The sequence below is a fragment of the Rhodococcus sp. JCM 9793 genome, from assembly GCF_055380405.1.
Window position 1 is genome coordinate 5,811,868 of the sequence record NZ_AP043721.1, and the last position, 18,590, is coordinate 5,830,457.

Here is an 18,590-nt window from a genome sequence, read left to right on the forward strand (position 1 = left end):
CCCTCGAAGCCTCACGGAATTCAGGAGCTCGTATGAGTACATCGGTCCTACCCGATCGGCCCCGGTCGACACGCGCACAACGGCGGTACGAACGGACCAGGCCGGTCTGGTTGATCGTGGCCGTGCTGATCGCGGTGGAAGTCATCAGCGCGTTCGAGACGTCGATGATGTACGCCGCTCTTCCGACCTTCACTCAGGTGTTCTCGACGGACTCGTCCGCTGTCGGATGGACCGTGACGTCGTTCCTGCTGGTTGCCGCAGCTTCGGCTGCCGTGTGCGGACGCCTCGGCGACATGTACGGCCGAGAACGCGTCCTGATCGTCGTCCTGGTCTGCGCAGCGGTCGGATCGATCATCAGCATGGCCTTCGGCTCGCTGTGGGCGATCATCATCGGACGCGCGATCCAAGGTGTCGCGGGTGCGATCCTGCCACTGTGTATCGGACTCGCCCGTGAACACCTCCCGGCGAAGAAGGTGCCGATGGCCATCGCGTTGATCTCCGGATCCGCGGTCGCCGCCGGTGCCGCCTCGCTCCTGGTGGCAGGCGTGCTCATCGATCTCGGCGACTGGCGGTACATGTTCGTCGTCACCGCCGTCTATGCCATCGGGTGCGTCGTCCTCGTCGAAGCCGTGCTGCCGTGGCGCCATCGCGACACCGAACGTCAGCAGGTCGACTTCGTCGGTGCGATCGGCCTCGCGATCTCGGTGACCGCCATCCTGCTGGCCCTCACCCAGGGCAAGTCCTGGGGCTGGGGCGATACTCGTGTACTCGGCCTCCTCGTGGTCGGTATCGCGATCTTCACCTGGTGGGTGCGCTGGGAACTGGGCCGCAAGTCCCCGATCATCAACCTTCGCCTGCTCGCCGAACGCAACGTCGCCTTCACCATGCTCGCTACGATCGCGCTCGGCATCGGCCCGATCGGCGTGACGACGATGCTCATCCCGATCATCATGCAGACCCCGACCACCGCGCCGTTCGGACTCGGCCTGTCGGCCACCCACGCCGGGATGCTCTCGTTCGTCGGCGCGATGATCGGCATGGTGTTCACCCCGGTCGCCGGCAAGATCTCTGCGGCAGTCGGCGCGCGGGCATCGTTGCTGCTCGGTACCACTCTGTTCATGATCGCGTGTGCCGCGTTCTTCGTCTTCCGCGGCTCCGTGGTCGGCATGACCGCACTGGTTGTCACCGTGTCCATCGCGACGGCATTCGCATATACAGCTCTGCCGAACCTGCTGGTCGAGTTCGTCCCCGAGCACAACACCAGCGAGATCACCGGAAGCCAGTCGGTCGTGCGCACCGCAGCCATGGCGGTTGGCACGTCCATCACGACGGTCCTGCTTGCTTCTCTGATCGTGCCCGGAACATCGACCCCGACAGTGGCCGCACTCGGCGCGGTCTGCGCGATGCTCGTCGTCATGTGTGTGATCGCGATCGTGCTCACGCTCGGCATCAAATACCAGAAGAACTGACGGGATCCGCAACGTCGGTCGGGGTCCCGCTCCACGAGTGGGACCCCGACCGACGTTGTCGCTACAGCTTCGTCGGCTACGGCTCGAACACGACCCTGCCCACGGTCGCTCCCTCACCGAGCCGCGCAATCCCATCGGCGACCTCCGACAGCGACAACCGCTCACTGACGAGTGGCGCGATCGCCCCGGACTCGGCTAGAGCCGCGAGTTCGGTGTGGCATTCTTCGATCACCGCGCGGTTGCGCTCCTTATAGAGCCCCCAGTGCAGTCCGATGATCGAATAATTCTTGATCAGTGCGTGATTGAGCCCCGGAGTGGGGATGGTCCCGCCCGCGAAACCGATGATCACGATCCGGCCCTCGAACGCGATGCACTTCGTCGATCCGGTGTAGGCATCGCCACCCACGGGATCGAACACGACGTCGGCGCCCTTGCCTCCGGTGAATTCCTTGACCAGCGGCACGAAATCGTCGGTGTGCCGGTCGATCACCAGATCAGCGCCGAGCCTCCTGCAGTATTCGGCCTTCTCGGATCCACCCACCACGCCGATCACGCGGGCACCGGCGGCCTTGCCGAGTTGCACCGCGGCGCTGCCCACACCTCCCGCTGCAGCGTGCACGAGCAGCGTCTCGCCCTCGAGCAGGCGTGTTCTGCGGTGCAACGCGAACCACGCGGTCTGATATCCGATGAACAACGCCGACGCCGACGCATCGTCGAGCGATGCGGGTGCAGGGAATGCGTTCACCTCGTCCATCACGGTGCGCTCAGCGAACGCACCGAGCGGCAGATTCGGATTCCCGATGACCCGGTCGCCCACAGAGAAACGGGTGACGTTCTCCCCGACGGAGATCACTTCGCCGCACAGTTCGACTCCCGGAGTAAACGGCAGCGGAGGCCTGACCTGATATTTTCCCCGGCACAGCAGCACGTCGGGGAAGTTTGCCGGTGCCGCGAGTGTTCGGACGAGCAACTGTCCGGGACCGGCCGTCGGGTCGTCGATCTCCTCGAACCGGAGCACATCTCGCGGCTCACCGAGTTCGTGTACACGCCATGCTTTCACGCAATCACAACCTTCAGTTCGGTGGTTGTCGGTCGGTCAGATTCCGGCATCGGCCGCGACCGCCCGGGCGGCGTCGACGAGTGCGTCGATGCGCTCCACGGTCGGGGTGCTCGCGGCTGCCTTGTTGCGCGGGTCGTCGAGTGCCCGTCTCATCACGCCCTCGGCGATGATGGCCACCTTCCACAACCCGAGCGCATGCCAGAACTTCAGTGCGGCAGGGTCGCGACCGGTCTCGGCGAGGTACATCTCCACGAGTTCGGACCGGTTCGGAAAGCCGTCGAGCTGGGTTGCCGGGAAGTCTCCCGCGGTGCGCTCACCCGGTTCGCTCCAATACGCGAGCGTGCTTCCCATGTCTGCCAGGGGTTCTCCGAGTGTGGACAATTCCCAGTCGAGGACAGCTCGCACCTGACCGTCGTCCGGTGCGGTGATGAGGTTTCGCAAATGGAAGTCGCCGTGCACGAGTGTCACTTCCCGCTGCTCCGGGATGTTGGCGGACAACCGTCGGGTGAGGTCGTCGAGATCGGGTATCTCTCGCGTCTTCGAGCGTTCCCACTGCCCCGACCACCGGGTGAGCTGCCGCTGGGCGTAGGGCTTGTGGCTCGCGAGATCCGCCAATCCCACTTCGGCGAGGTCCACGGCATGGATCGCCGCGAGCGTCCGCGGCAGTCGGATCCCGATCGCGCGTCGATGCCCGGGTGTGAGTTCCTCGGCCACGGTCATCCGGTCGACGACGAGCCCGTCGACGAATTCCATGAGGACGAGTGGCGCGTCGGTGACCGACGGGTCGTCTGTCACCGCAAGCACCCGGGGTACGGGTACGGCGGAGTGTTCGAGGGCCGAGAGGATCCGGGCTTCCCGCGCAACATCGTGCGCGGACGCGAGCAACGTGCCCAGTGGCGGTCGGCGCAGCACCCATCGTCGGCCGGATGCCTCACCGATCAAATAGGTCAGGTTGGATTGTCCCAGCCCGATCCGCTCGAACGTCAGTGGTCCCGTGAGTTCCGGCATGATGCCCGCGACCCACGCCGTGACTGCGTCGGTATCGATCCCCACCACCGCGGCCTCAGACATCGCGCGCACCTCCCTGCCGGAACGACTGCGCGTTGCCGAGCAACCGGCCACCGTCGATCACCATCACCTCACCGGTGATCCACTGCGCCGCGTCCGATACGAGATAGTGCACGGCGGACGCGACATCGACGGGTTCACCGATGCGCCCGAGCGGCGTGGACGCCGCGACCCGCGGTTCGTGGTCCTTCCACAGCGCTTCTGCCAGCTTGGTCCTCACGACACCGGGTGCAACGGCGTTGACACGGACCATCGGCGACAGCTCGAGCGCGAGCTGTTTGGTGAGGTGGATCAGTGCTGCCTTCGACGCGTTGTACACACCGATGTTCGCTTCGAACTTCATACCGCCGATCGACGCGGTGTTGACGATGCTGCCGCCGTGATCACCCATCCACGCCTTCACCACCAACGACGACCACAGCACCGGACCCCACACGTTCACGTCGAAGGTCTTCGCGAACCGCGCATGGTCCTGCTCGATCAGCGGGCCGTACGACGGGTTGGTCCCGGCGTTGTTGACGAGGATGTCGATGCTCCCGAACTTCTCGAGGGCCAGGTCGATGCATCGACGCGCAGCCTCCTCGTCGACAGAATGTGCACCCACACCGAGCGCATCCGGGCCGATGTCGGCTGCGGCGGCATCCGCCGATTCCTGGCTGCGCGAGGTCACGACGACGTTCGCTCCCGCCTGTGCCAGGGCGCGGGCGGTCTCCAATCCGATGCCGCGGGAGGCGCCGGTGACGATCGCGGTCCTGCCCGTCAGGTCGAACCCCGTCATGAGGTGGGCCGCAGGTCTCGGTACTTGCGCAGTTCCTGCTTCGCGATCGCGCGCTTGTGGACCTCGTCGGGGCCGTCGGCCAGGCGCAGTGTGCGCAGGTGCGCGTACGCCATGGCGAGCGGGAAATCGTCGGTGACACCACCGCCGCCGTGGACCTGGATCGCACGATCGACGATCTTGAGCGCGATGTTCGGTCCCGCAACCTTGATCGCCGCGATCTCGGTGCGCGCTTCCTTGTTGCCGACGGTATCCATCAGGTACGCGGTCTTGAGGGTGAGGAGGCGGATCATCTCGATCTCGATGCGCGCCTCGGCAATCCAGTCCTGGATGTTGGCGTTGTCGGCGACGGGCTTGCCGAACGTGACGCGTGATTGCGCACGGCGGCACAGCAGTTCCAGGGCGCGTTCGGACACACCGATCGCCCGCATGCAGTGGTGGATTCGACCGGGGCCCAGACGCGCCTGGCTGATGGCGAAACCTTCGCCCTCCCCCTTCAGGACGTCCTTCGACGGCACCCGCACGTCCTCGAACAGGATCTCGGCGTGGCCTTCGCGGTCGTGGTAGCCGAAGACAGGGAGGTTGCGCACCACGGTGACACCGGGGGCGTCGATGGGGACGACCATCATCGACTGCTGCCGGTGGGGAGCCGCCGCGGGATCGGTCTTACCCATCACGATGAGGACCCTGCAATTCTTGTGCATCGCGTTGGACGCGAACCACTTGCGACCGTTCAGGACGTAGTCGTCGCCGTCGCGGACCATCGACATCTCGATGTTGGTGGCGTCCGAACTCGCGACATCCGGTTCGGTCATCGCGAAGGCCGAGCGAATCGTGCCGTCGAGCAACGGCTTCAGGTACTTCTCTTTGTGTTCGTCGGTGCCGAAGAGCGTGAACACCTCCATGTTCCCGGTGTCCGGGGCAGCGCAGTTGCAGGCCTCCGACGCCAGCGGGCTCCGGCCCATGATCTCGGCGAGGGGGGCGTACTCGAGGTTGGTGAGTCCCGGGCCCCACTCCGGATGCGGATGGAAGAGATTCCACAGCCCGCGCGAACGCGCTTCCGCCTTGAGGTCCTCCATGATGGGCGGGTGGAAGTGCGGGTCGCCGGCTTCCTCCATCTGACGGTGGTAAACGGCCTCGGCCGGGTAGACGTGGGAATCCATGAATGCCAGCAGGTCCGCCCGATATTTTTCGGCGCGCGGCGACAGATCGAACAAAGACACGACAAGCTCCTCGAAGAGTGGTCAGGACTCGGACATCAGAGACCGCTGGTAGCGGCGCATTCCGCGCAGCCACCGGTCGTAATCGGCACCCTTGTTCCGGTACATCTGGAGTACCTCCGGGTGCGGGAGGATCAGGAAACGCTCTTCCCGGACGCCGTCGAGCACGATCTCGGCGACGTCTGCGGGTTCGAGCACGGCAGCGGAGGACGTCACGGCGCGGGTTCCGAGGTCGCCGAGCGACTCGCCGGAGTTGCTGCCCGCGTACAGCAGTGGCGTGTTCACACCCATCGGGCAGATGCAGCTGACGCGCACACCCCGGTCGCCGTAGGTCACCGACAGCCATTCAGCGAAGCCGACGGCGGCGTGCTTGGTGACGGAATATCCTGCCGCTCCGATCTGGGTGAGGAGGCCTGCGGCCGACGCGGTGCTCACGAAGTACCCTTCGCCGCGTTCCATCCACCCCGGGACGAGGAGTTTCGCGGCGCGGATGTGCGCCCGGAGGTTGACGTCGAAGACGTTCTCCCACTGGTCGTCGTCGAGGTCGAGTCCGTGCATGCCGGTGATTCCGGCGTTCGCGAAGTACAGATCGACCGGCCCGAAGCGGGCTTCGGCGATCTCGATGACCTGCGCGATCGCGGCGGCGTCGGATGCATCGGCACCGGCGGCGACGGCACTGTCGGGGCACTCCGCCAGGATGCGCGCGACCGTCTCCTCAGCGGCGGAGGCGTCGAGGTCGACCACCACGACCCGGGCCCCTGCGTGTGCGAGGCGAGCGGCGAGGGCGTCACCGATCCCGCTCCCCCCGCCGGTCACGATGGCCACTTTCCCTGCAACGTCCACAATGTCCTCCCGGCAGCCGTGCTCCTCGTCCTCCGCACTATAAGTTGAATGCGGCGTCAACTTCAACTGTCTGGTTGCGCGGGTCCGCAATGCCGCACGACCCGCGGAGGACTCCTACGTCTCGGCGCGTCCGTACGCGCGAAGCACGTCGGCCATCAGCAGGTCCAAGGCCTCACCGGCGGGAACCTCACTTCGTGCGCGCAGATAGTTCAGCGACAACGTGAGGTCGTCGAAACGGGCGATGTATCTACCCATCTCCGGGGTGAGGGTCCAGATCTCGACCTCGACACCCGCGACGGTCGTGGACTCCCAGACATTCTCGGGCTCGGATCTCCCGGACACCCACAACGTCGCCGAGGGCGTGATGTACGAGTTCACCCCGGACCACTCGCATCCCGGCTCGGCCGACAACTCACGCGGCATCGCCTCCCCCGCTCCCAACAGGTCGAGAGTCTCGCGGGATAGTGCGGCACACGGGTCGATACCCTCCGCCGCGTCGGGATCTGCCACCGTCGAGACGGTGGTGCCGTTGCGGGTCACGGTAACTTCTTGCTGGCTACAGGCAACGCAGGCCGCGGCTGTAAGGAGAGAGAGGGCGGCGATACGAGTCGTCGTCATGCCCGCATCGTACGACGACCGAGCACCCGGGACGTGTCAGGTTCCCTGCGGGATCCGCAGCGCATTGACCCACAGCCGGGTCGCGGTGTACACGAGCGCGTCCATGTCCACGGACTCGTCCTCGTTGACGACGAAGTGCGAGAAGGCAAGCCGGCTGATCATGCCCGACAGCGCCCTCGACGCCAGCAACGCGTCGACTTCGCGATCGGCCAGACCGCGGTCCTGGAGATGCGCGATGCTGCGGGCGTTGCGGCGAATGAAGGCGTCGCCCCGCTTCTGACGCAGTTCGCGGATGACCGGATCGATGTGCGAGACCTGCTCGAGCAGCCCCATCAGCTTTGCGTTGCGCCGATACGCCTCGAGATACGCCCGGTTGCTCGCCTCCACGACCGCGGCCGGATCGTCCTCGTCTGCCACGCGCGGCATGCCCGGATGCAGCATGTCCTCCTGCGCCAGTTCCAGCACCGCCGCGAAGATCTCTTCCTTACTCGAGAAGTACGTGTAGAACGTGCCGGCCGAACACTTCGCACGCTTCGTGATGTCGACGAGCCGGGTATCGAGATAACCGGTGCTCTCGAACACCGTCCGAGCAGCGGCGATCAACGACGACCGCGTCCGCAACCCACGCTCGGTGACCGGCAGGTCCCGTAGCAACGACGACGGCGCCATCGACGGAGGAGAATCGTCGAAGGTGTCGTCGGTGTCGGAGCTCGGCATTCTGTATTTATACGTGATCGGCACGTGACCGCCGACCACCCTGGACGCCGATCGCATCGAGGAGCCTCGACCGTGAACGAACCGCTACCGCTTCCCCGCGCACGTCGCGAGGTCGCGCCCGGGGCGGTGCACGTGCCCGCCTGGCTGGACCACGACATGCAGCGCCGGATGGTCCACGCGTGCCGCGAGTGGGCACGAGGCCCGGCCCCCATGCGACACACCGCACTCCCCGGAGGTGGGGTCATGTCGGTGCAGACGGTCTGCCTGGGATGGCACTGGTCACCGTACCGCTACACGCGCCGGGCGGTGGACGTCGACGACGCGCCCGTCGCACCCCTCCCCCGCTGGCTCGCCGATCTCGGCCGACGAGCGGTCGCCGACGCGTACTCCTACCCGGCCGACGATTACGAGCCGGACACCGCCCTGATCAATTTCTACGACGCCGACGCCCGGATGGGGATGCACCAGGACAAGGACGAACGCATCGCCGAACCGATCGTGTCGCTGAGCCTCGGCGACGCATGCGTCTTCCGATTCGGAAACTGCGAGACCCGAGGCCGGCCCTACACCGACATACGGCTCGAGTCCGGGGATCTCTTCGTGTTCGGGGGGCCGTCCAGATTTGCGTATCACGGTGTGCCGTCGGTATTTCCGGATACCTGCCCGCCCGATCTCGGAATGACTCGGGGGCGGCTCAACCTCACCCTCCGGATGACCGGACTACCACCGGACTCGGTGTGATCACCTTCACTACGAACGCGACAAAATAGACACCCGGACCGGCCGGGCATTCGCTAGTATCGAGTTCGATCATCGCCTGTCGGGGGCCTACCAGGAGAACTGCGCATGCCCCGGACCACTCGCACATACACCCGCGTTCTCAGCCTGTTCGCCGCCGGCCTGATCACCACCGCAGGGACTGCGCTGGCCACCGCGCCCACTGCTACTGCAGACGAGGTGCGCCCCTGCCCCGACCGCTATGTCCTCGCGGTCGACGGCACCAAGGGCTTCAGCACTCCGGACTCGATCGACCCGGAGTCGCCGCTCGCCGAGATCTCCGCGCGCTACGAGGAACCCGGCACTGTCGTCGAACACATCCGCTACCCGGCGGTGGTCGTACCGATGCCCGGTACCGGCTCCAGCGACGACGGCGACGGCATCGACGACGACGGCGCCATCGCCTACGACAGATCCAAGCAGATCGGTCACCAGCGACTCCGCGAGACCATCACCGCTCGACACAGCACCTGCCCCGACACCGATCTGTTGATCGTCGGCTACTCACAGGGCGCCTCGATCGCCGGCGACGTCCTCGCCGAGATCGCGGCCGACGGATCCGTCCCACCCGACCGGATCAGCGGCATCCTCTACTCGGACCCGCGCGACACCCGCGGCGTCGAAACCCTCTTCCCGGGCCCGGTCGTTCCCGGCGTCACGCTCGGCGGCGGGCGACACGACTTCGGCGCCATCGCCGTCCAGCGAGTCTGCATCGAAGGCGACGCGGTGTGCGACGGACGCACCCCCGGCGACGGCGAGGACTGGCTCCGGGACAACGTCACGGGCTATCTGGAACTCCACACGAAATACCCCGACTACCAGCCCTGAAATCCGACCACTCGTTTCAGGCCACTACTGCACAGACGGGCGGGTCCGACTCCTCCCTCCCGCTCCGGTGTTGCGAGCGCAGGCACAGCGGTGGCTCGATGCGCCGGTAGACCTGAACTTCCGGACGTGGGCGTCGCGAGCGATGTTCCGGCGTACTACGACCGGGTACATCAGCCATGAAGCAGATCGGAGACGAACCGAATCGCCCACGATCCATTGATGCACGATCGATTCGGTACTGTGGTCGCATGAGCGTCGGCATCCCCCCTTCACAGGCCTCATTCGACGACGACCCCCTCGCCCTCGACCGTCAGGTGTGTTTCGCACTATCGGTGGCGAACCGCGCGGTGCTCGCGGTCTACCGGCCGATCCTCGAACCACTGGGACTGACTCACCCTCAGTACCTCGTCATGCTGGCACTGTGGGAGCAGGCGCCGCTGGCGGTCAAGGACATCGGCGCACTCCTTCAACTCGACTCACCGACACTGTCTCCACTGCTCAAGCGACTCGAGACGCTCGGACTGATCACCCGCGCCCGAAGCTCTGTCGACGAACGGCGACTCGACGTCGATTTGACGGACGCCGGTCGCGACCTGCGGAACGCCGCCGAATCCGTGCCAGGACAGGTCGTTGCTGCACTCGGCGTGGACATCTCGGAGCTCGAGGAACTACACCGGGTGCTCACGCGCATCAACGTCGCCGCTCTGAACCGGACGGCGCCCCACCAGCAGACGCAGCCCTGACAGACGCCCGGACCGGCAGGTGTTCGCCCCGCCGGGCCGGCCGGAGCTTCAGCTCTGCGGGAGCAGGGCGACCGAGGCCTCGCCCGTGTACACGAGGAACGTCAGGGTCTCCTGGAAGTACAACTGCACGCTGTCGGCGTCGTGCGACAGGTAACCGATCGACAGGTCCTGGCCGACCTGTAGGTCGTAGTCGCCTCCGCGGGTGGTCATGACGAACGCGCCGTCGATCGCCGGCGCCCAGATGATGTCGCCGTCGATGAGGCGACGGATCTGCTCGCGGATGGGGTAGCCGTGGTCGGAGGTCTCGCTGACCTTGGTGAACGCATCGGCACTCAGCAGCACCGAGTACGGGCCACCCACACCGGCGAGGCGCAGCTCCGACAGTGCCAGGCTGATGGTCTCCGGAATGTCGCGCGGATCCTCGGGCAGGTGCAGTGGAGCGTTCGTCGACGACGCACGAATGCCCTCGATCCCCGCGGCCGCGTAGCCTTCGAAGATCGCGCGGTCCTCCGCGAACGCGATCTTCTTGGCAGCGTCCTTCACGGCGTCGAGATCGACGTCGTGGGCGCCGCGCTCGACATTGTCGAGCTCCTCACGCGAGAGCGTGAACGACACACGCAGTTCGACGACGGACGCCACACGGTGCTGCCGCGCCCGCACCCCGTCTGCCGGCGCATCGATCTCGCTGGTACGGCCGAGACCGACCGCCGCGAAATCGGTGCCGTGCGGACCGGAGAAGTCCACGACGGTGCGACCGGCGACATGCCGTTTGAACGTGCGGCCGGCCTCTTCCTCTATCTCGGCCCACGCCGCGTCCGTGATCGGGGCAAGTTCGCGATACAAGTTGTTCACAGCGTTGAACTCCTTCTGAGAGGGCCGATTCCGAGGGATCCGTCTCCGGCGGTCGGTGCATTCGATCCGGTGGCGACATCGAGGTCCTCCCGGGCAGGAGGAAGATCGTCGAGAAATTCCATGGATGGGCAGAAGAACAACGTGCCCGTGACCGCCGTGGAGAAATCCAGGATCCGGTCGTGATTTCCGGGTGGGTTGCCGAGGAACATGTTGCGCAGCATCTGTTCGGTCACGTCGGGTGTGCCGGAATAACCGATGAAGAATGTGCCGAACTCGTCGGCACCGAAGTTCCCGAACGGCATGTTCGCCCGTAGGATCTCCCGCTCGACGCCGTTCTCGTCGACGATCGTGTTGAGCGCGACGTGCGAATTGGAGGGTTTGACCTCGTCGTCGAGTTCGATGTCGTCGAGCTTGGTACGACCGATCGCACGTTCCTGCTCTTCGACCGACAGCGCATTCCACGTCTCGAGATCGTGCAGGTACTTCTGCACGATCACATAACTGCCGTCGGCGAAGTCCGGGTCGCCGTCACCGACCAGAACTGCGGCAACGGCGTCGTCGTCCTCGGGGTTCTCGGTGCCGTCGACGAACCCCAGGAGGTCGCGGCGGTCGAAGTAGCGGAAGCCGTGGGTTTCGTCGACGACCTTCGCGACACCACGCAAGCGATCGTTGACCTTCGCCACGAGTTCGAAGCACAGGTCCATCGTCGACGCCCGCACGTGGAACAGGAGGTCGCCCGGGGTGGCGGGCGCGTGGTGTGTGTCGCCGTCCAACGGTATGAATTCGTGGAGTTCGGCGGGGCGCGACCCGGAGAACAATCGGTCCCACAACGCCGATCCGATCCCCACGACGACCGAGAGCCCACCCTCGGGGATGCGGAATCCGACGGCACGACGCAGGCCTGCGAGGTCGCCGAGCAGATCCCGGACCGCGGGTTCACCTCCGTCGTCCACCGTCACGACAAGGAAGATCGCCGCCTCTGTCAGGGGCGTCACTATCGGTTGCGAGCCAGCCACAAGATCACCGTAATGGACCGAGACACCGAGTGGGTGCTAGACCATCCATGACAGCACCGATGTGGTCTGCAACCACACCACCACCGCGTACACGGCGAGCGCCGCGAGACTGACGGGGAGGAGTCGACGAAGCAGCAATCCGTCCCTGCCCGCCAGACCCTCGACCGACGACACGAGGGCAAGGTTCTGCAGCGCGATCGGTGTTCCGGCCGTTCCACCGGTCATGTTGCCTGCCACTAGGACGGTCGGGTCGAGGCCCGCCTGCTGCGCGGCCGAGACCTGCAGACTTCCGAACATCGCATTCGAGGCGGTGTTCGATCCGGTCACCACGACACCGAGCCATCCCAGGACCGGCGAGAGCAGGGCGAACGCAGCACCCGCACCCGCAAGGAACTGGCCGATCGTCGCCGTCTGACCCGACAGGTTCATCACATACGCCAACGCGACGACGGACGTCACCGTCGCGAACGACCACTTCAACTGCACGACCGCAGCGATGAAACAACGCAGTGCATCACCCGCCTCGACACGCAGCAGTGCGATGGACAACAGCGCCGCAACGAACACGATCGTGCCCGGCGCCGTCAGCAGATTCAGAGTGAACGTCTCGGCCGCGGGAACTCCGCCGGCCGCGCTCTCCACGTCGAGCCCCGGCCATGTGAACGAGAACGTCGCGCCCGACAACACCGACGCGACGGGGCCGATGCGGCTCACCAGGAACACGACGACGATCAGCGCGTACGGCGCGAAGGCTTCGACGACACGGCGGGTGCTGTCGGGTTCGTGCTGCGGCGCGGCGGGTGCCTCCCCGGCGCGCGGCGACCAGAACCGCAGCACGACCAACAAGGCCGCCAGCCCGGCGGCGGCACCCGCGATGTTGCTCAACCCCACCACGAAGTAACTCGCGCACAAGAACTGTGCGGTGGCAAAGGCGATACCGACCGCGACCGCCGCCGGCCACGTCTGCCGAACCCCACGCGCGCCGCCGACGACCGCGACGAGCACCAACGGAACGAACACCGCCAGCAGGAATACCTGACTCGCAACCACCGGTCCGATCTCCTCGACCGGGATCTCCGACACCTTCGACATCGTCAGGATCGGGGTGCCCATCACGCCGAGAGGTGTCCCTACTGCGTTGGCGATCAACGCCGCGGCCGCAGCGCGGACGGGTTGCAGGCCCGCACCGATCAGCACCACCGTGGCGACGACGATCGGTGTTCCGAAGCCGGCGACGGCCTCGAGGAGCGCCCCGAACAGGAAGGCAATGACGATCGTGAGGATGCGATGGTCCGGTGATATCCGCGCGAACGCACGGGTCAGCACGTCGAAATGGCCCGACTCCACTGTCAGCCGGTAGACGAACACCGCGCTCACGACGGTCCACATGATCGGGAACACGCCGAACGCGGCACCCTCGATGCCGGAGCTGATCGCTGACGCCAACGGCATCCCGTAGACAGTCGCGGCCAGCACGATTGCCACGACCACCGCGACCGCCGCAGCAAGAGCGGACTTGACCCGGAACACGGCCAGCATCACGAGCATCGTCAGCAGCGGCAGTACAGCGACCAGGGCAGACCACGCGATCGATTCACCGATAGGCGCGATCGGTTGCACGTACGTCACGAACTCACTCCTCCGGTGCCGTCAGAGCGGATCGAATCGCGTCGGCAGTGCCGTCGAGCACCGTGCGGTTCGGTGACTGCGGCCGAGCGCGGATCCCGAACCCGTCGCCGCTCGTGCGCGGAACGAGGTGCAGGTGCACGTGGAACACTTCCTGGCCTGCGGCCACGCCGTCGGCCAGCATGAGGTTCACGCCGTCGATCGGCAGGGAACTCGCCCGCAGGGCCGTGGCGATGCGTCGACCCGCCTCGAACACCGCGGACCCGTCATCCGGCTCGAGCTGCGCAAGACCGGACGCGTGCCGCTTGGGTACGAGGAGCAGATGCCCCGGAGTGAAGGGGCGGATGTCCATGAACGCGAGGACCTCGGGTTCGTCGAGTACCACACTGGCCGGTGCTGCACCGGCCACGATCGCACAGAAAATACAGTCGTTCACGGCGCTAAGGATCTCACTCGGGGACTACGCTTCGACGGCCGGCCGTCGAGCAGCACCGAGCACCTTCAGCAATTCGGCCTCCACGATGTTTCGATCGCGCTGCGGATCGTCGCTGTGCGCGAGGTACAGCATCGCTTCCTCGACGGCAGCAACGACCAGATGAGCGAGCACCGATTCACGAATCGAATTTTCCGCCCCGTCGGGACGGAACGACTGCAGCATCAGTTCGACGCTGCGCAACGTCGAACCGCGGTGGGTCTCCCGTACCTCGGCCCATCCGAGCACCGCCGGTGCCTCGATCAGCAACAGGCGGCGCGTCGCCTGGTCGTAGACCGCGTCGAGCGAAGCCAGTACCGCGACGGTGAACGCTTCCCACTGATCGTCGAACGGTTCGGCAGGAACCAGCGTTTCCTCTGCCTCCCTCTGGATACGCTCGATCACACCCCGAAACAGCTCACGCTTGTTCGCGAAGTGGTGGTAGAGCGCGCCCCGGGTCACCCCCGCCACAGCCACGATCTCTTCGGTCGCAGCCTCCGCATACCCGTCCCTGAGGAACACCTCGAGCGCGGCGTCGAGAAGCGCGGTGCGTGTGCGCGCCGCGTCCCTGATCCGACCGTTGTTTTCCAACTTCTCCGAAGCCATTGTCTCCCCTGTTGTGTGCAGCTACCCCCATCGAACTCCCCTGGTAGCCGTCTCCTGTATCTACAGGATCGGAGCCGGCGAGTACGTCGCCGCCTCCGGGTATTGCGTTACCAGATCCTCCACGGCGCAAACCACCCGTGCGGTCTGTGCCTCGGCAGCACCGACGAACACCGACCGGTCGGCCAACGCGGCGTCGAGCCCTGCGCGGTCGAGCGGCAACCGCTCGTCGGCCGCGAGGCGGTCGAGCAGGTCGGGTTCGCGGCCCTGCTCACGCATCGCCAGCGCCACAGACACAGCGTGTTCCTTGATCGCCTCGTGGGCGGTCTCCCGACCCACACCCGCGCGCACCGCAGCCATGAGCACCTTGGTGGTCGCCAGGAACGGCAGATAACGGACGAGTTCCTTCTCGATCACCGCCGGGTACGCGCCGAACTCCGCGAGCACGGTCAGGAAGGTCTCCATCTGCCCGTCGATTGCGAAGAACGCGTCCGGCAGCGCGACACGGCGCACGACCGAGCAGAACACGTCGCCTTCGTTCCACTGGGCACCGGCGAGTTCGGCAGCCATCGAGGCGTAGCCGCGCAGCACCACCTGCAGCCCGTTGACGCGCTCGCACGAGCGGGTGTTCATCTTGTGCGGCATGGCCGACGATCCGACCTGACCCGGCTGGAACCCCTCGGTGACCAGCTCGTGTCCGGCCATGAGTCGGACGGTGTGCGCGAAGGACGACGGACCCGCACCGACCTGCACGAGCGCGGACAGCACGTCGTGGTCGAGCGAACGCGGGTACACCTGACCGACGCTCGTCAGCACGTGGGAGAAGCCGAGGTGCTCGGCGACCTTCGCTTCCAGCTGTTCGAGCTTGTCGGCGTCGCCACCGAGCAGGTCGAGCATGTCCTGGGCGGTACCCATCGGGCCCTTGACCCCGCGCAGCGGGTACCGGTCGATCAGTTCGCGCACGCGCTGTAGAGCGATGAGGAGTTCGTCGGCTGCCGATGCGAACCGCTTCCCGAGCGTCGTGGCCTGCGCGGCGACGTTGTGCGAGCGTCCGGCCATCACCAGCGACGAGTACTCCGCGGCGCGCTCGGCGAGACGGGCAGCGACCGCCACACCGTGCGCGTGCACGTGCTCGAGCGACCGCAGGATCTGCAGCTGTTCGACGTTCTCTGTCAGGTCGCGGCTGGTCATGCCCTTGTGCACGTGCTCGTGACCGGCGAGGGCGTTGAACTCCTCGATGCGAGCCTTCACGTCGTGACGGGTGACCCGCTCGCGAGCGGCGATGGAGTCGAGGTCTACCTGATCGAGGACACGCTCGTAATCGGCGACCGCTTCCGCCGGCACATCGATCCCGAGCTCGGCCTGGGCACGGAGCACCGCGAGCCACAACTGGCGCTCGAGCACGATCTTGTGCTCCGGCGACCACAACTGCCGCAATTCGGGGCTGGCGTACCGGGTGGCGAGGACGTTCGGGATGTTGCTCACGGAGCAACAGTTTACGGACCCGAGCCCGCGATCATTCATCGGCTGGCGGTGCGACGGTCTCCATGACGTCGATCAAGATCGCTCGTGCCAGCGCTCTCGGGTCGGGATCGAGCTCTCCGAGACCACCGAGCACGGCGCCATCGACTACCGCGACGAGCCGACGCAGCTGATTCGTGTGCACGTTCCGCCCGCATCGGTGGAGAAGTTCGGTGAGCAACTCGTCGAGCTGTTCACGCATCTCCAGCTGTACGTCGCGCAACTCGGGGTGACGTGCGGTTGCGACATAACGCTCGTATCGCGAGATGAGGCGTTCCCGGTCTGCGGGCCCGATGGCGCGCGGGCCGATGAGCAGGTCGACGATCAGATCGGCGGTGGAGTCGACGGCGCGCGACGATTGCGGGACCTCGCGCACCCAGTCGCCCATCTCGTCGAGTTCTCGCACGCTGTTGAAGTGCACGGCACAGCTCACGAGGTCGTCGAGCGAATCGAAGTAGTACGTCGTGGACGCCAGCGGCAGGCCGGCGCGGGTCGCAACGGACCGGTGCCGAACCGCGTCGATTCCACCTTCGAGAATGAGATCGGCTGCAGCCTCGACCAGCGCCTGACGGCGCCGCTCGCCTTTCGGAGTCGCAGCAATCGACACCTAGTCATCGTGACAGCCCGACCGCCTCTACCAGGGGCGAACGGACCAGAGACCACCCGGTACGATTGGCGCGCTGTCGCAGCATGGGGGCTCGGCTGTCGCGCCCCCGGTCGTATCTACACGATCGGAGCGAATCCAGGATGAAGCGTCGTCGGTTCATACAGGCATCGGCATTGGGTGCAGCCGTGGCGTCCGTGGGTGTGCCCGGCACCCGGCTTCCGGTCGCGTCGGCGCTGCCCGTCGGCGTCGACGAATACCGTCGCCTCGTCCCTGAACTGTTCACTGCTCCCCCCACGCCACCGGCCCATTCGGATGTCATCGTGGTGGGTTCCGGATTCGGCGCGAGTGTCGCCGCGCTGCGGCTCGCGGAATCCGGCGCGCAGGTGACCGTGCTCGAACGCGGCATGCGCTGGCCGCGCGACCCGCAGCGGGAGATCTTCACGACCGATCTGCTCGCCGACGGGCGTGGCTACTACCACCGCACCTCGTTCACCGGCCCCACCGGAGTTCCCGTCGTGTGCGACGACTTCGCGGGTGTGCTCGACGTGACCGACTACCCGAACATGTCGGTGTGGCGCGGCGCCGCCGTCGGTGGTGGCTCGATCGTGTTCACGGGCGTGATGATCGCCCCCGAACAGCACTTCTTCGAGCAGGTGTTCGGCGACCGGCTGAGCTACGACGAGATGAACTCGATGTGGTACCCCAAGGTGCGGTCGATGCTGCGACTCGACACGATGCCCGACGACATCTACAACGCCGCCGAGTTCACGCATTCGCGACGCTGGGACGACGACGCCATCAAAGCCGGCTACACGCCACACCGCATCGACGGCATCTGGGACTGGGACATCGTCCGCGCCGAACTCGCGGGGTCGGTGCGCCGCTCGGCGGTGGCCGGCGAAACGAACCTCGGCAACTCCGACGGCGCGAAATTCGACCTGACCCAGAACTACATTCCCGCCGCGGAGGCCACCGGTCGCGCCCAGGTGTGCCACGCGCACCGGGTGCTGTCGGTCGGGCAGGAACCCGGCGGCCGCTATGTGGTGGAGGTGCAGGCCGTCGACCCCACCGGGGAAATCCTGAGTACCTCGACACTGACCTGCGACAGGCTGGTGCTGGGCGCAGGCTCCATCGGGACAACGGAACTGTTGGTCAAAGCACGTCACACGGGCTCGCTCGGAAATCTCAATGAGCACGTCGGTCGCGGCTGGGGAACGAACGGCGACGCAGTGCTCGTCCGCTCGGTGGCCCTCACCGACGGTTTCGGCGGCGACCAGGGCTCGCCTGCGGCCTCCCGCGTGGTCGACGAATCAGGCCTTCCGTTGAGCCTCGAGAACTGGTTCGTCGCGGGCACCGCGAAGGACGTCGGCATGCTCGCGTCACTCGGCATGACCCTCGACCCGACGCGCGCCGAGATCGTCTACGACGCGAACGCCGATCGCGGGGTGGTGAACTGGCCGGCGGGTGGCGAACGCGCGAGCGTGGACGCACTCCGCGCCGTGCACAACAAGATGGCCGAGGCGGGTGGCACCGTGCCCGGCGCCGAGCCGATGGCCGCGGACGTCAACGCATCGTTCACCGCGCACCCCCTCGGTGGCGTGGTGATGGGCGACGCGACAGACGGTTACGGCCGAGTGCACGGCCACCCCGGCCTGTACGTCGTCGACGGCTCCCTGATCCCCGGCAGCACCGGCACGGCCAATCCGTCGCTCACCATCGCCGCACTCGCGGAACGCAACATCGCGCAGATCATCGCGTCGGGCACGTAGACGCGC

Annotated in this window: 19 protein-coding genes; 5 read left to right on the forward strand and 14 right to left on the reverse strand. The window is 66.3% G+C overall.

The genetic code is table 11. The annotated features are described in order from the left end of the window. The first annotated feature begins 32 nt into the window (after nt 1-32). Complete coding sequence (locus tag ACZ46K_RS29000; RefSeq protein WP_464746151.1) at nt 33-1,469, forward strand: MFS transporter; 1,437 nt, start codon at nt 33-35, stop codon at nt 1,467-1,469. A 76-nt stretch (nt 1,470-1,545) separates the two neighbouring features. Here ACZ46K_RS29000 and ACZ46K_RS29005 read toward each other — a convergent pair whose 3' ends face one another. The 7 genes from ACZ46K_RS29005 to ACZ46K_RS29035 form a co-directional block, all read right to left on the reverse strand. Further along, nucleotides 1,546-2,529: an NADPH:quinone oxidoreductase family protein gene (locus ACZ46K_RS29005; protein ID WP_054806220.1), complete on the reverse strand. Its 984-nt coding sequence runs from the start codon at nt 2,527-2,529 to the stop codon at nt 1,546-1,548. Between the two features lie 36 nt (nt 2,530-2,565). Further along, a complete protein-coding gene (locus tag ACZ46K_RS29010; RefSeq protein WP_054810104.1) occupies nt 2,566-3,600 on the reverse strand; it encodes a phosphotransferase family protein in 1,035 nt (344 codons plus the stop codon). Continuing rightward, entirely contained in the window at nt 3,593-4,375 is a 783-nt protein-coding gene (locus tag ACZ46K_RS29015) for an SDR family oxidoreductase (RefSeq protein ID WP_054806219.1), read from the reverse strand. The genes ACZ46K_RS29010 and ACZ46K_RS29015 overlap by 8 nt, the downstream gene beginning before the upstream one ends. Next, complete coding sequence (locus ACZ46K_RS29020; protein ID WP_464746154.1) at nt 4,372-5,595, reverse strand: acyl-CoA dehydrogenase family protein; 1,224 nt, start codon at nt 5,593-5,595, stop codon at nt 4,372-4,374. The genes ACZ46K_RS29015 and ACZ46K_RS29020 overlap by 4 nt, the downstream gene beginning before the upstream one ends. Nucleotides 5,596-5,616: 21 nt before the next feature. Continuing rightward, a complete protein-coding gene (locus ACZ46K_RS29025; protein WP_464746156.1) occupies nt 5,617-6,435 on the reverse strand; it encodes an SDR family oxidoreductase in 819 nt (272 codons plus the stop codon). Nucleotides 6,436-6,549: 114 nt separating this feature from the next. Continuing rightward, on the reverse strand, nt 6,550-7,053 hold the full coding sequence (locus ACZ46K_RS29030; protein ID WP_464746158.1) for a hypothetical protein: 504 nt from the start codon (nt 7,051-7,053) through the stop codon (nt 6,550-6,552). A gap of 36 nt (nt 7,054-7,089) precedes the next feature. Beyond that, on the reverse strand, nt 7,090-7,770 hold the full coding sequence (locus tag ACZ46K_RS29035; protein ID WP_054811042.1) for a TetR family transcriptional regulator: 681 nt from the start codon (nt 7,768-7,770) through the stop codon (nt 7,090-7,092). A 72-nt stretch (nt 7,771-7,842) separates the two neighbouring features. Between ACZ46K_RS29035 and ACZ46K_RS29040 the strand changes: the two genes are divergently transcribed. From ACZ46K_RS29040 to ACZ46K_RS29050, 3 genes are all read left to right on the forward strand, one after another. Then, nucleotides 7,843-8,511, forward strand: a complete 669-nt coding sequence (locus tag ACZ46K_RS29040) for an alpha-ketoglutarate-dependent dioxygenase AlkB family protein (protein WP_464746160.1) — start codon at nt 7,843-7,845, stop codon at nt 8,509-8,511. A 105-nt stretch (nt 8,512-8,616) separates the two neighbouring features. Continuing rightward, nucleotides 8,617-9,375 carry a cutinase family protein gene (locus ACZ46K_RS29045; RefSeq protein WP_464746162.1) on the forward strand — a complete coding sequence of 253 codons (759 nt, stop codon included), beginning with the start codon at nt 8,617-8,619 and terminating at the stop codon, nt 9,373-9,375. Nucleotides 9,376-9,623: 248 nt separating this feature from the next. Then, on the forward strand, nt 9,624-10,118 hold the full coding sequence (locus ACZ46K_RS29050) for a MarR family winged helix-turn-helix transcriptional regulator (protein ID WP_464746164.1): 495 nt from the start codon (nt 9,624-9,626) through the stop codon (nt 10,116-10,118). Nucleotides 10,119-10,166: 48 nt separating this feature from the next. Here ACZ46K_RS29050 and ACZ46K_RS29055 read toward each other — a convergent pair whose 3' ends face one another. From ACZ46K_RS29055 to ACZ46K_RS29085, 7 genes are read right to left on the reverse strand one after another with little or no spacing between them, the layout of a single operon-like run. Continuing rightward, complete coding sequence (locus ACZ46K_RS29055) at nt 10,167-10,970, reverse strand: family 1 encapsulin nanocompartment shell protein (protein ID WP_464746166.1); 804 nt, start codon at nt 10,968-10,970, stop codon at nt 10,167-10,169. Continuing rightward, nucleotides 10,967-11,986: a Dyp-type peroxidase gene (locus ACZ46K_RS29060; protein WP_054807495.1), complete on the reverse strand. Its 1,020-nt coding sequence runs from the start codon at nt 11,984-11,986 to the stop codon at nt 10,967-10,969. Before ACZ46K_RS29060 ends, ACZ46K_RS29055 begins: the two co-directional genes overlap by 4 nt. A gap of 36 nt (nt 11,987-12,022) precedes the next feature. Then, entirely contained in the window at nt 12,023-13,615 is a 1,593-nt protein-coding gene (locus ACZ46K_RS29065) for an L-lactate permease (RefSeq protein WP_464746169.1), read from the reverse strand. Between the two features lie 4 nt (nt 13,616-13,619). Beyond that, nucleotides 13,620-14,048 carry an HIT family protein gene (locus tag ACZ46K_RS29070; protein ID WP_054810993.1) on the reverse strand — a complete coding sequence of 143 codons (429 nt, stop codon included), beginning with the start codon at nt 14,046-14,048 and terminating at the stop codon, nt 13,620-13,622. Between the two features lie 24 nt (nt 14,049-14,072). Next, nucleotides 14,073-14,690 (reverse strand): TetR/AcrR family transcriptional regulator, encoded by a 618-nt coding sequence (locus ACZ46K_RS29075; RefSeq protein WP_464746171.1) that lies wholly within the window; start codon nt 14,688-14,690, stop codon nt 14,073-14,075. A 60-nt stretch (nt 14,691-14,750) separates the two neighbouring features. Then, entirely contained in the window at nt 14,751-16,172 is a 1,422-nt protein-coding gene (gene purB / locus ACZ46K_RS29080; protein ID WP_464746173.1) for an adenylosuccinate lyase, read from the reverse strand. Between the two features lie 31 nt (nt 16,173-16,203). Then, nucleotides 16,204-16,815 (reverse strand): TetR/AcrR family transcriptional regulator, encoded by a 612-nt coding sequence (locus ACZ46K_RS29085; RefSeq protein WP_054807714.1) that lies wholly within the window; start codon nt 16,813-16,815, stop codon nt 16,204-16,206. A gap of 185 nt (nt 16,816-17,000) precedes the next feature. On the opposite strand from ACZ46K_RS29085, the gene ACZ46K_RS29090 reads away from it, so the two are divergent. Then, entirely contained in the window at nt 17,001-18,584 is a 1,584-nt protein-coding gene (locus ACZ46K_RS29090; RefSeq protein ID WP_464746175.1) for a GMC oxidoreductase, read from the forward strand. Nucleotides 18,585-18,590 lie beyond the last annotated feature (6 nt).